The sequence below is a fragment of the Salmonella sp. FC25216 genome, from assembly GCF_057751355.1.
In genome coordinates this window covers 104,636-117,348 of sequence record NZ_JBDGON010000009.1, presented here as the reverse complement: position 1 = coordinate 117,348, position 12,713 = coordinate 104,636, and the positions used below count along the sequence as shown (strand labels likewise).

Annotated in this window: 13 protein-coding genes and 1 pseudogene; 4 read left to right on the top strand and 10 right to left on the bottom strand. The window is 52.3% G+C overall.

The window, feature by feature from the left end; genetic code table 11:
• Positions 1-8 precede the first annotated feature (8 nt).
• The 4 genes from AC3G3F_RS18395 to apbC form a co-directional block, all read right to left on the bottom strand.
• The gene (locus tag AC3G3F_RS18395; protein ID WP_088733847.1) at positions 9-689 is read right to left on the bottom strand and encodes a fimbrial assembly chaperone; all 681 of its coding nucleotides are present in this window, start codon (positions 687-689) and stop codon (positions 9-11) included.
• 58 nt (positions 690-747) lie between these two features.
• Complete coding sequence (gene yehD, locus AC3G3F_RS18390; RefSeq protein WP_023248290.1) at positions 748-1,284, bottom strand: fimbrial protein YehD; 537 nt, start codon at positions 1,282-1,284, stop codon at positions 748-750.
• Positions 1,285-1,562: 278 nt separating this feature from the next.
• A complete protein-coding gene (locus AC3G3F_RS18385) occupies positions 1,563-1,844 on the bottom strand; it encodes a DUF2574 family protein (protein ID WP_023248291.1) in 282 nt (93 codons plus the stop codon).
• A gap of 277 nt (positions 1,845-2,121) precedes the next feature.
• The gene (gene apbC / locus AC3G3F_RS18380) at positions 2,122-3,231 is read right to left on the bottom strand and encodes an iron-sulfur cluster carrier protein ApbC (RefSeq protein WP_488395496.1); all 1,110 of its coding nucleotides are present in this window, start codon (positions 3,229-3,231) and stop codon (positions 2,122-2,124) included.
• 164 nt (positions 3,232-3,395) lie between these two features.
• Between apbC and metG the strand changes: the two genes are divergently transcribed.
• Positions 3,396-5,429: a methionine--tRNA ligase gene (gene metG / locus AC3G3F_RS18375; protein WP_023248293.1), complete on the top strand. Its 2,034-nt coding sequence runs from the start codon at positions 3,396-3,398 to the stop codon at positions 5,427-5,429.
• Between the two features lie 136 nt (positions 5,430-5,565).
• Positions 5,566-5,721: pseudogene (locus AC3G3F_RS18370) on the top strand (DUF1307 domain-containing protein); the annotation flags it as partial.
• A gap of 147 nt (positions 5,722-5,868) precedes the next feature.
• On the opposite strand, the gene AC3G3F_RS18365 reads toward AC3G3F_RS18370, so the two are convergent.
• Genes AC3G3F_RS18365 through AC3G3F_RS18355 form a run of 3 tightly spaced genes read right to left on the bottom strand, consistent with a single transcriptional unit; the run spans position 5,869 to position 8,787 of the window.
• Positions 5,869-6,339: a YehS family protein gene (locus tag AC3G3F_RS18365; RefSeq protein WP_023248295.1), complete on the bottom strand. Its 471-nt coding sequence runs from the start codon at positions 6,337-6,339 to the stop codon at positions 5,869-5,871.
• A gap of 46 nt (positions 6,340-6,385) precedes the next feature.
• A complete protein-coding gene (gene btsR, locus AC3G3F_RS18360) occupies positions 6,386-7,105 on the bottom strand; it encodes a two-component system response regulator BtsR (RefSeq protein ID WP_000598637.1) in 720 nt (239 codons plus the stop codon).
• Positions 7,102-8,787: a sensor histidine kinase gene (locus AC3G3F_RS18355; protein ID WP_023248297.1), complete on the bottom strand. Its 1,686-nt coding sequence runs from the start codon at positions 8,785-8,787 to the stop codon at positions 7,102-7,104. Before AC3G3F_RS18355 ends, btsR begins: the two co-directional genes overlap by 4 nt.
• A gap of 222 nt (positions 8,788-9,009) precedes the next feature.
• Between AC3G3F_RS18355 and mlrA the strand changes: the two genes are divergently transcribed.
• On the top strand, positions 9,010-9,741 hold the full coding sequence (mlrA, locus tag AC3G3F_RS18350; protein WP_063390616.1) for an HTH-type transcriptional regulator MlrA: 732 nt from the start codon (positions 9,010-9,012) through the stop codon (positions 9,739-9,741).
• Positions 9,742-9,800: 59 nt separating this feature from the next.
• A complete protein-coding gene (locus AC3G3F_RS18345; protein ID WP_079813475.1) occupies positions 9,801-9,908 on the top strand; it encodes a protein YohO in 108 nt (35 codons plus the stop codon).
• Here the strand turns inward: AC3G3F_RS18345 and AC3G3F_RS18340 are convergent.
• Genes AC3G3F_RS18340 through AC3G3F_RS18330 form a run of 3 tightly spaced genes read right to left on the bottom strand, consistent with a single transcriptional unit; the run spans position 9,889 to position 12,710 of the window.
• Positions 9,889-10,620 (bottom strand): ABC transporter permease, encoded by a 732-nt coding sequence (locus AC3G3F_RS18340; RefSeq protein WP_023248298.1) that lies wholly within the window; start codon positions 10,618-10,620, stop codon positions 9,889-9,891. The genes AC3G3F_RS18345 and AC3G3F_RS18340 overlap by 20 nt on opposite strands.
• Positions 10,604-11,551 (bottom strand): ABC transporter ATP-binding protein, encoded by a 948-nt coding sequence (locus tag AC3G3F_RS18335; protein WP_053510431.1) that lies wholly within the window; start codon positions 11,549-11,551, stop codon positions 10,604-10,606. Before AC3G3F_RS18335 ends, AC3G3F_RS18340 begins: the two co-directional genes overlap by 17 nt.
• The gene (locus AC3G3F_RS18330; protein WP_070801831.1) at positions 11,544-12,710 is read right to left on the bottom strand and encodes an ABC transporter permease; all 1,167 of its coding nucleotides are present in this window, start codon (positions 12,708-12,710) and stop codon (positions 11,544-11,546) included. Before AC3G3F_RS18330 ends, AC3G3F_RS18335 begins: the two co-directional genes overlap by 8 nt.
• Between the last annotated feature and the right edge of the window lie 3 nt (positions 12,711-12,713).

Here is a 12,713-nt window from a genome sequence, read left to right as displayed (position 1 = left end):
TCCTTGAGCTATTTTCCAGTTTTTATTTTTTCACTCAAATAGTTACCATGATCATCAATAAGGGTGACTTTATAATAATTAACAACAGTGGCGGTAGTAACCGTTTTATCCGACCAGGGTGCCAGTAATAGTGTTTCTTTATTAATTTTTGAATTACCTGTTATGTCAGGAATAGTTATCCAGTTGGCTGAATTGTTTTTGATAGTAATACTACCGCTGGTATACCTGATATGCAGATACGAAAAACTATTTTTACCTACACCAGTGATACCTTGTGGGCGATAAATAAATTTAATGCGATTCTGCATAGCGAATTTAATGATGTTCTGACTTTCAGACTCCGCTGGGTTAGGCGGAATATCCAGGACGTTAAGAAAAAACAGGCTTTCACGATCTTTCGGCAGGCTATTCGTCAACTGTTTAATTTTCAACTGTTGACCGGACCCACCACCAACCCTCGCAACCGGCGGCGTTATGACGAAAGGCACCTGAATTTTTTCCGGCGGTAGGCTGGTGTCGCCGTCATCTATCCACGACTGCACCAGCGAACTGCGGCTGCCTTCATTCATTAATTGTACAGTAATCTCTTTTTTCTGCGCCGGATAAATAATACGAGTGCCATAAATATAGATACCTCCCCACGCGGGCATGACCGAACCGGCCAGCAATAATGCGACTAGTTTTTTCATTATAATTATCCTTGTTATCGAAAAAAATTGGCGGCCGTAGCCGCCGATAAGCGAGAGATTAATCAGTAACAACGGTCATGGTCAGCGAGGAGGCGACATCGCCAGCGGTAACAGTGGTGCCTTGTTTTGCATAACGCGCGCTAAAATTCAACGTATATTTATTATCTGCTGTCTTTGTTAACTCAATGCCATCATCAGGATTAACCCGCTGAGTAAAGCCCTCACCATAGTAGACTACAAAACCAGCGCCGTTAGCCGATGCCGTATTACGGGTAATAAAGTTACGCGTACTATCAAATTGTGAGCTGGAAAAAGTAATACGTGGTGCTTTATCCCCGGTACATTCAACCGTCAGCGGCGCGGTGGTTTTATTTGAATATCCTTCATAAACATCACCAGCATTTAGTCCATTTAAGCGATCAACACCAATCTGGTTCATACCAATAGTGGCGGTAGTCTCCCCGGTAAATTTACAGGTAGTTCCCACAACCTTACCGGTAATAATTAATTCACCCTGGTCAGAATCAGCAGCGAAAACCCCAGCGCTCATAAATATAGCAGACAATACAGAAGCAGCAATAAGTAAACGTTTCATAATCTCTTCCTTAATGAAGTAATTTCTATTTGTTAAGAGTTATTAACCCTTGCGAAGAAAATTCTCATAGATGGGAAGTTACCGCAATGTAAACGCGATGTTTTATTGATTTAAAGCAATTTACAGATTGTAATATAATCGCAACAAATAATTATTGCTTATCATTATTTTGTAAACTTATTAATTTCCGAAATTTACTGCTCTTAAATATAAATAATATAAATAAAAAAACCCACATCATTGATATTAATGATGTGGGCAAGCAGTATTAATATAGATTAGTCGTAACGACTAACAATAATCTGGCGGTCGTTATCACCGGGCACTGTGTATAGCTGCGTCGTCACACCTCTCACCGGTGTGGCGGCGGGTGGTTGCAGTGTTGAAACGTGGATGGTGTTGCCGCAACGCTGCTGCAACTGCGCGTTAACCACTTCCGTGCTGCACGTCGGCGCGGTCACTTTTCCACTGATGGTTAATGCTGCGGTATCGGAAGCAAAAACAGGGACGCTTATTCCATAAGCCGAGACTATAATTCCCATCAGCAAATATTTTTTCATAGTGAGTAATTGTTCCTCTGATGAACGTCAAACAATATGCAGGCCGTCCTGATAAGCAGTATGGACGTATCGGCACCTTAAAACCAATTGAAAAAATAAATCAGTAGGATAGATATGATCAATTCAAATAATGTTTTTGTCGATTATTTCAGATAAACGCCTGCCTGTTTTAGCAGGAATTAACAATACGAGCTCTATTATTTATTTAATGCATTCACCGCATCAATATATATTAATGCAGTGAATGTCATATTCTCTTTGGAATACGTTAGAGTGCTTACACCGCGCGGAAGGCGATTTCACCCGGAATCACTTCCCCCTGCCAGTAAAGCTGCGCCGCGACGCGATCGGCCAGTTCGCGATAGAGCGCGGTAAACTCGCTCTCCGGACGGCTAACCACCGTCGGCGTACCGCGATCGAGATCTTCGCGCAGACTGATATGCAGCGGCATCTGTCCCAGAAGCTGAGTGTGGTATTTCTCCGCCAACTTCTGCGCGCCGCCCGTGCCGAAGATCGGTTCGTGATGGCCGCAGTTGCTACAAATATGCATACTCATATTTTCCACAATGCCGAGCACCGGCACTTCCACCTTCTCGAACATCACGATACCTTTTTTGGCGTCGATCAGCGCGATATCCTGTGGCGTAGTGACCACGACCGCGCCGGTAACAGGAATGTTCTGCGCCAGCGTTAACTGAATATCCCCGGTTCCCGGCGGCATATCCAGTACCAGATAATCCAGATCCGGCCACAGCGTCTCCTGCAACATCTGCATCAGCGCCTTACTGGCCATTGGGCCGCGCCATACCATCGCGTTATCGTCAGTCACCAGATAGCCGATCGAGTTGGTCGCCAGGCCGTGAGACATAATCGGTGCCATATGCGTACCGTCTGGCGATGTCGGGCGCTGATCTTCTGCGCCAAGCATGGTTGGGATCGACGGACCGTAAACATCGGCATCAAGAATCCCGACCTTTGCGCCTTCAACCGCTAACGCCAGCGCCAGGTTTACCGCCGTAGACGATTTACCCACCCCGCCTTTACCGGAACTCACGGCAATGATGTTTTTCACGCCATTAATGCCAGGCTGATTTTTGACGCGTTTCAGCGTCGCAATGTTATACGACAATTTCCAGTCGATCGCTTTTGCGCCTGTAATACGTAACAGATCGGCGCTGCATTGCTCTTTTAATACCTCAAACGCGCTGTTCCAGACGAACGGCATGACCACCTCAACGTGCAGCGTATCGTCCATCCAGGCGACGTGGTGCAACGCCTTAAGCGTGGTGAGGTTATGCTTCAGGGTTGGGTGCTGAAAATTCGCCAGCGTCCCGGCGACCATCGCTCGCAGAGTATCTGGTGATTTGGCCTGGGATTGTTCGTTCATCCCGACTCCTTTTGTAGTTCTGAAAAGTACGATTGTAACTTTGTAGTTTACTCCAGCGGTAACAATTATTCATTTACGGATAAATGCCCTTATCGCTTGGCGCAGTAATTACCATTTTGGTACTATCAAAGCCCTTTTTTACAACAGAAGAAGTAATACCTACTATGACTCAAGTCGCGAAGAAAATTCTGGTAACGTGCGCGCTGCCGTACGCCAACGGCTCTATCCACCTCGGCCATATGCTGGAGCACATCCAGGCTGATGTCTGGGTCCGTTACCAGCGAATGCGCGGCCACGAGGTTAACTTCATCTGTGCCGATGACGCTCACGGCACGCCGATCATGCTGAAAGCGCAGCAGCTTGGTATTACGCCGGAGCAAATGATCGGTGAAATGCGCCAGGAGCACCAGACCGATTTTGCCGGTTTTAATATCAGCTATGACAACTATCACTCAACGCACAGCGATGAGAACCGCGAGCTGTCCGAGCTGATTTATGGTCGCCTGAAAGAGAACGGTTTTATTAAGAACCGTACCATCTCTCAACTCTACGATCCGGAAAAAGGCATGTTCCTGCCGGACCGCTTTGTGAAAGGCACCTGCCCGAAATGTAAATCTGCGGACCAGTACGGCGATAACTGCGAAGTGTGCGGCGCAACTTACAGCCCGACTGAACTTATCGAGCCGAAATCGGTGGTGTCCGGCGCAACGCCGGTAATGCGTGACTCCGAGCACTTTTTCTTTGACCTGCCGTCATTCAGCGAAATGCTACAGGCGTGGACCCGCAGCGGCGCGCTACAGGAGCAGGTGGCGAATAAAATGCAGGAGTGGTTTGAGTCCGGCCTGCAGCAGTGGGACATTTCCCGCGACGCGCCGTATTTTGGTTTCGAAATCCCGAACGCGCCGGGCAAATATTTCTACGTCTGGCTGGACGCGCCGATTGGCTACATGGGCTCCTTCAAAAATCTGTGCGATAAGCGCGGCGACATGAACAGCTTTGAAGAGTACTGGAAAAAAGACTCCAGTGCCGAGCTATACCACTTCATCGGCAAAGACATCGTCTATTTCCACAGCCTGTTCTGGCCTGCCATGCTGGAAGGCAGCAACTTCCGTAAGCCGACCAACCTGTTCGTTCACGGCTACGTCACGGTGAACGGCGCGAAGATGTCCAAATCGCGTGGCACCTTTATTAAGGCCAGCACCTGGCTGAAACACTTTGACGCCGACAGCCTGCGCTATTACTACACCGCGAAGCTCTCGTCGCGCATTGATGATATCGATCTGAACCTGGAAGACTTTGTCCAGCGCGTCAATGCCGATATCGTCAATAAAGTAGTCAACCTGGCCTCGCGTAACGCTGGTTTTATCAATAAGCGTTTCGACGGCGTGCTGGCGGCTGAACTGGCCGATCCGCAATTGTATAAAACCTTTACTGACGCCGCTGCGGTGATTGGCGAAGCATGGGAAAGCCGTGAATTCGGCAAAGCTATCCGTGAGATTATGGCGCTGGCCGACGTCGCTAACCGTTATGTTGACGAGCAAGCGCCGTGGGTGGTTGCTAAACAGGAAGGCCGCGACGCTGACCTGCAGGCCATTTGTTCCATGGGCATCAACCTGTTCCGCGTGCTGATGACGTATCTGAAACCAGTGCTGCCGACGCTTTCTGAACGCGTTGAGGCTTTCCTCAACTGCGAACTGAGCTGGGAGGGTATTCAACAGCCGTTGCTGGGCCATAAAATCAACGCCTTCAAGGCGCTGTATAACCGCATCGACATGAAGCAGGTCGAAGCGCTGGTCGACGCCTCAAAAGAAGAAGTGAAAGCGGCGGTAGCGCCGGTGACCGGCCCGCTGGCAGACTCCCCGATTCAGGAAACCATCACCTTTGACGATTTTGCGAAAGTCGATCTGCGCGTGGCGCTGATTGAAAACGCCGAGTTTGTGGAAGGCTCCGACAAATTGCTGCGTCTGACGCTGGATCTGGGTGGCGAGAAGCGTAACGTCTTCTCCGGTATTCGTTCCGCCTACCCGGACCCGCAGGCGCTGATCGGTCGCCAGACGGTAATGGTCGCCAACCTCGCGCCGCGCAAAATGCGCTTTGGCGTCTCCGAGGGAATGGTGATGGCGGCAGGCCCTGGCGGGAAAGATATCTTCCTGTTAAGCCCTGATGACGGCGCAAAGCCTGGCCAGCAGGTGAAATAAGCAACAAGCCGGGGCATGCCCCGGCTTTTTTATCAGCTTAGTCCGGCCTGGCATCCACTATCGCCCCACCCGCCGCGTTTTAACTTTTTCCTTCATAAGCAATAGCGCTAAGACTCCCTATCCGGACTGCTAAATTGCGCAGGAAAACGTCTCTGTGGATATGGAAAAAGTGAACTTTAAGGCGTTACAGGGAATTTCAGGGACGATGGCGTCCGACGATGCCAGTAAGGGTATCGGCATGAAACCGCCCCAGACGCTGCTGGAAGCCGCTGGTTTTAAAGAAGCGAAATAACCGACAAGGCGTGCTGACAACGTACATCGTGTCGGCATTGTATTGCCTGATAGCGCTGCACTGATCAGGCCTACATTCAGAAACAGCATTTGTAGGCCGGATAAAACACCGACATCGCATCACTTCAGACAGAAAAGACAATCCAACTCAGGCTTTCGCCGCGTGTTCACGGGCCGCCAGACCACGCAGGAAATAACGCAGAAACTGATCGCCGCATTCGCGGAAGTTCTTATGGTCCGGCGCGCGCATCATAGCGGTGATCTCTGGCATCGAGACGCGGAACAACTGACCGGTAAGTATCGCCAGGATATCATCCGTTTTTAGCGAAAAGGCAATACGCAGCTTTTTCAGCACCATATTGTTGTTGATACGGCGTTCCGGCGTCAACGCAGGCGCCGCCTCATCTTTGCCGCGTTTTTCATAAATGAGGCCATTGAGAAATGAGGACAACACGATATCCGGGCAACGCTGAAAACCCTCTTCCTCTTCTTTGCGCAACCAGACCGTAATCTGCTCCGGCGTAGCATCAACGTTACCCAGCGCCAGGATACGCGCCAGATCGGTATTATTAGCTTTTAAAATGTAGCGTACGCTACGCAGAATATCGTTACTCAGCATGAGGCCTTCGGTCGTTTCTATGGCAAAACGATATTCTAACAGTCTTTTACAGGCCAATCGCCTCTTTTAAACTTTTTAGATAGCGACGGCTTACCGGAACCGTCAGGCCGTTGCGTAAAATCAGCTCTGCCTGCCCATTATCCTCCAGCCGAATTTCCTGCAAATGGGCCATATTTACCAGAAACTGACGATGACAACGCAGTAGCGGCGTCCGGCTTTCCAGCGTGCGCAGCGTCAGCTCGGTAAACCCCTCTTTCCCTTCACTGCTGGTAACATAAACGCCGCTCATACGGCTACTGACAAAGGCAACATCATCCATTTGCAATAAATAGATCCGACTGTGTCCGGTACAGGGAATGAATTTAAGCGCCTGCTGGTTTTCCGGCAACAACGAAACATCCTGTTTACTGCGTTCCTGACGCAGACGATGTAGCGTTTTCTCCAGCCGTTTCTCTTCTATCGGCTTGAGCAGATAATCAAAAGCGTGTTCTTCAAAGGCTTTGATGGCGTATTCATCAAATGCGGTCAAAAAAACAATATACGGGCGATGTTCCGGATCAAGCATGCCGACCATCTCCAGTCCACTGATACGCGGCATCTGAATATCCAGAAACAGCACATCAGGTCGCAACTTATGTACCGCGCCAATCGCTTCTACCGCGTTCGCACACTCCCCCACAATCTCAATGTCATCCTGCCCCTGAAGCAGAATCCGCAGATTTTCCCGCGCTAACGGCTCATCATCCACAATCAGCACTTTAATCATGCGTCCTCCTCCAGTGGAAGTCGTAATGTAATTCGGGTAAGGCAGTCCGGCTCGCAGGCCACGCTAATGCCATAATCATCGCCAAAGTGTTCGCGCAGACGTTTATCCACCAGACTCATCCCCAGCCCGCAACTGCTGGCGGAAGGCTGATACAGCCCCGCATTATCTTCAATATCTAACATCAAATGCTGCCCTTCGCGCCGGGCGCGAATAGCAACATTGCCAGTATCAAGCAGTTGCGACGTGCCATGTTTAATAGCGTTCTCAACAATCGGCTGTAACGTAAACGCAGGCAATTTCTGACGTGAAAGCGTCGGTGGCACATCAAGCTGAACCTGCAAACGCGACTGAAAACGCGCTTTTTCAATTTGCAGATAAGCGTTCACGTGTTCAATTTCATCAGCCAGCGTGACGATTTCCGACGGGCGTTTTAAATTTTTGCGAAAAAAGGTCGAAAGGTACTGCACCAGTTGGCTGGCCTGTTCGCTGTCGCGGCGAATCACCGCTTTAATGGTATTCAGCGCGTTAAACAGAAAATGCGGATTCACCTGCGCGTGCAACAGCTTGATCTCTGACTGCGTCAGCAGCGCCTTCTGCCGTTCATACTGCCCGGCCAGGATCTGCGCGGATAAAAGCTGCGCAATACCCTCCCCCAGAGTGCGGTTAATTGAGCTGAACAGTCGGTTTTTCGCTTCGTACAATTTAATGGTGCCCATTACTCGCTGATTTTCGCCACGCAGCGGGATCACCAGCGTCGAACCGAGTTTACACTGCGGGTGTAGCGAACAGCGATACGGCACTTCGTTGCCATCAGCATAAACCACCTCTCCGGTTTCAATCGCTTTCAGCGTATAACCTGATGAAATGGGTTTTCCCGGTAGATGGTGATCGTCGCCAATACCAGTAAAAGCCAGCAGTTTTTCGCGATCGGTGATGGCGACGGCGCCGATATCCAGCTCCTGATATAACACCTGCGCCACCTTCATACTGTTCACTTCGTTAAATCCCTGACGCAGAATCCCCTCTGTTGACGCGGCGACCTTCAGCGCGGTAGCAGAAAATGCCGAGGTATATTTTTCAAACATGGCGCGCTTATCGAGCAAAATACGCATGAACAGCGCGGCGCCGACGGTATTCGTCACCATCATCGGCGCGGCAATATTACTGACCAGATGCAGGGCATCGTCAAACGGCCGGGCTATCAGTAAAATGATCAGCATCTGCACCAGTTCGGCAACACACGTAATCGCTCCCGCCGTCAGCGGGCTAAACACTTTGTCCGGGCGTCCGCGACGTATGAGAACGCTGTGTACCAATCCGCCCAGCAGCCCTTCGACGATGGTGGAAATCATACAGCTCAGCGCCGTCATACCGCCCATAGAATACCGATGTAACCCACCGGTCAGACCGACCAGCCCACCGACGATCGGCCCGCCCAGCAGGCCGCCCATCACCGCGCCAATCGCGCGGGTATTGGCAATCGAATCTTCGATATGCAGCCCAAAATAAGTGCCCATAATGCAGAAGATAGAAAACGTGACGTAACACAGAAGTTTGTGCGGCAGACGAACCGTGACCTGCATAAGCGGGATAAACAGGCGCGTTTTGCTCATTAGCCACGCAATGACCAAAAACACGCACATCTGCTGAAGCAGCAGCAACACCAGATTAAACTCGTACATACCCGCAAACCACACTTCAATTAAAAGCGCGTAACATACATTGAGTACGATTAACTTTCTTTGAACTGTTGCATAAAAATATGAATTCGTGAGTACGATCACTTAAACGCCCCGCCGCGACCTGCTACCTGCCGTTTTAGTGCATAAAAAACAGGCAAAACTTCCTGGTTCGTAAAAGAGCGTCTAAAGTTAAACCGGGACCGCGCGAGCAAGGGTGAAACGATGGCGCTTTACACAATTGGTGAAGTGGCTTTGCTTTGTGATATCAATCCTGTCACGTTGCGCGCGTGGCAGAGACGTTATGGACTTTTAAAACCACAGCGAACGGATGGCGGTCACCGCCTGTTTAACGATGCCGATATCGACAGAATCCGCGAAATCAAGCGCTGGATAGATAACGGCGTTCAGGTCAGCAAAGTCAAAGTGCTGCTCAGTAGCGACAGTAGCGAGCAACCTAACGGCTGGCGCGAACAGCAGGAGATCCTGCTGCACTACCTGCAAAGCAGTAATCTGCACAGTTTACGGTTATGGGTCAAAGAACGCGGTCAGGATTATCCAGCCCAAACATTGACCACTAACCTGTTCGTCCCGCTGCGGCGACGACTACAGTGCCAACAACCCGCCCTTCAGGCGCTGCTCGGCATTCTTGACGGTATCCTGATCAACTATATTGCGCTTTGCCTGGCGTCTGCGCGTAAGAAACAGGGAAAAGATGCGCTGGTGATCGGCTGGAATATCCATGACACCACTCGTCTGTGGCTGGAAGGTTGGGTCGCCAGCCAACAGGGATGGCGTATCGACGTGCTGGCGCACTCGCTTAGCCAGCTCCGCCCGGAACTGTTTGACGGCAAGACGCTACTGGTATGGTGCGGAGAAAACCAGACGCTGGCGCAACAGCAGCAGCTCTCGGCATGGCGCGCCCAGGGACGCGACATTCATTCCCTTGGCGCTTAAACAGCAGCTAACAAATTTGCTTTAATGTATACTCCTTTTATTAACATAAGGAGTACATAATGCACATGGCGAAAATCGGGGTGATCGCACTTTTCCTGCTAATGGCTATCGGCGGTATCGGCGGCGTGATGCTGGCAGGTTACAGCTTTATTTTGCGTGCCGGGTAAGCGCGCGCGTCAGCCTTTCAAACAGGCGATCGATAATGATCGCCGCCAGCGCCACCAGCACCGCCCCCTGGATAACATAGGCCGTATTAAATCCGCTAAGCCCGATAATGATCGGCGTGCCTAACGTACTGGCCCCCACCGTTGAAGCGATGGTCGCCGTACCAATATTGATGATCACCGAGGTTCGGATGCCCGCCAGAATCACCGGCGCGGCCAGCGGCAGCTCAACCTGATATAACTGTTGGCGACGGCTCATTCCCATACCGCTGGCAACGCTCATCACGCTGGCAGGCACCGCGCCCAGTCCTGCCAGGGTCGCCTGCAGGATGGGCAACACCCCATACAGGATCAAGGCAATAATTGCCGGTTGCTGACCAAAACCCATGACGGGTACCGCGATCGCCAGCACCGCGACCGGCGGAAAGGTCTGGCCGACGGCGGCGATAGTCTCCACCAGGGGACGAAACTCTTTCCCACTTTCTCGCGTGACCGCAATCCCTGCGCCGACACCCGCCACGATGGCAAACAGACTTGAGATGCCCACCAACCAGAAATGGGCGAGCGCGAGGGCGGCAAAACTCTCCTGTTGGTAGACCGGGCGCGGCAAATCGGGAAACAGCGCGCCGAAGAGCGGCTGGCTATAAGGCAATCCAAACAGCAGAAGCAAGAACAGAACAATAAGCCAGAGAAGCGGATCACACAGTCGTTTCACGGGGGGACGTCTCCGAAAGCAGATCGCGGAAATGGAGCGTACCGCAGGGCTCGCCCTGCTGATTCACCACCGGCAGGACGTCGCACCGACGGGCGACAAACATCGATAGCGCATCGCGTAGCGTCATCTCTTCCACCAGCCCGTCGCCGCTGAGCTGTTCATGCCGGCGTACATAATCGCCTACGCTACGTAACGAAAGCAGTCTTACGCCCAGCTCGCTGCGGCCAAAAAACGCCTGCACGAAATCATTTTCCGGCGAGGTCAGCATAGAAAGCGGCGATCCCTGTTGGATAACGTTGCCGCCGTCCATCAGCACCAGATGGTCGGCGAGGCGTAACGCCTCGTCGATATCGTGCGTCACCAGTACGATGGTGCGTCCCAGCAGTCGATGGATACGAGTCATTTCCTGCTGTAATGCGCCGCGCGTCACCGGATCAAGCGCGCCAAAAGGTTCGTCCATCAGCAACACCTGCGGATCGGCAGCCAACGCGCGCGCGACGCCGACCCGCTGCTGTTGCCCGCCGGAAAGCTGATGCGGATAGCGATCGCGCAGCGCGCTTTCCAGACCTAATAATGCCATCAGTTCGTCAATACGATCGTTAATCCGCGCACGCGACCACTTTTGTAGTTGCGGCACGGTGGCGATATTTTGCGCCACCGTCCAGTGGGGAAAAAGGCCGATAGACTGAATGGCATAGCCCATGCGACGGCGCAGTTCAAGCACCGGCAGGCTGCGGATCTCTTCTCCGGCAAAACGGATCGTTCCGCTATCATGCTCTACCAGTCGGTTAATCATCTTCAACGTGGTCGATTTCCCCGAACCGGAGGTACCAATCAACACCGAAAAGCTGCCTTCGCTAAAGTGCAAATTGAGGTCGCTGACTGCCTGTTGATCGCCGAAGGTTTTACTGACATGGTTAAATTCAATCATCGGTTGCTCCCTTCAGAAACGCGATCCCTAAATCAAACAGCGCGTCGATCACTACCGCCAGCGCAATCACCGGAATGACGCCCAACAAGACTAAATCAATGGCGCTGCTCAATAGCCCCTGAAACACCAGCGCGCCGAAGCCTCCCGCGCCAATCAGCGCGGCGACGACGGCCATTCCCACTGTCTGTACCATTACAACCCGCAGGCTACGTAAAAAGACCGGCAGCGCCAGCGGCAGTTGCACATGCCTGAAGCGCTGACCGCTGCTCATCCCCATCGCTCTTGCGCTCTCCAGCGCATCGCGCGGCACCTGGTTGAGCCCGGCGACCACACCGCGCACCAGCGGCAATAACGCATAGAGCACCAGCGCTATCAGCGCAGGCGTCATGCCGGTTCCCGCGACGCCGAATGTGGCAAGCCACGGAAACTGTTTCACCAGTCCGGCCAACGGCGCAATCAGCAGGCCAAACAGCGCAACGGAAGGAATGGTCTGGATCACATTCAGTACGGTAAACACCGGCCCCTGGCGCGAGGCGGAAAAATAACACCAGACGCCCAACGGCAGCCCGATCGCCAGCGCCGGCAGCACCGTGCCCGCCAGTAACATCAAATGTTGCACCAGCGCGGCATCGAAAACATCCTGGCGATTGGTATACTCTTTCAGAAGCGAGAGGTTGTCGAACGTGCCTGAAAACAGCAGCGCCAGCGGTACAATGACAATTTGCGCGTGCAGCAACCAGCGCCACAGCGGCCCAACGGTAATACGGCGGATCGCATCGCTACAGGCCAGCAGCGTCAGACCAAGGCCGAGCCACAATCCGCTTCCCAGACTGGTGCGCGCCAGCGGACTGCCCTCCTGCGCCAACTGCGTCGCCGCCCTGCCGACGCCCCACAGCATGACAATGAAGAGCGTCTGCGCCACCATCAGCGTCAGTACGCTGCCGCGTTTACCGGGTACAAAGCACAGCGTAAACAGCGCGCATCCCGCGCCAGTCAGCATCCAGATGGTCGCCGGCCAGATCTCCCATAACTGGCGCCCCTCGCCGCTCACCAGACGATTCGGGGCGTAATTAATGAAAGGCAGCGCGACAGCAAGCAGGGTCAGAACAACCAACAGCAACAGCACACGATTAACCGTGATTTTGGCAACGTCACTCACAGA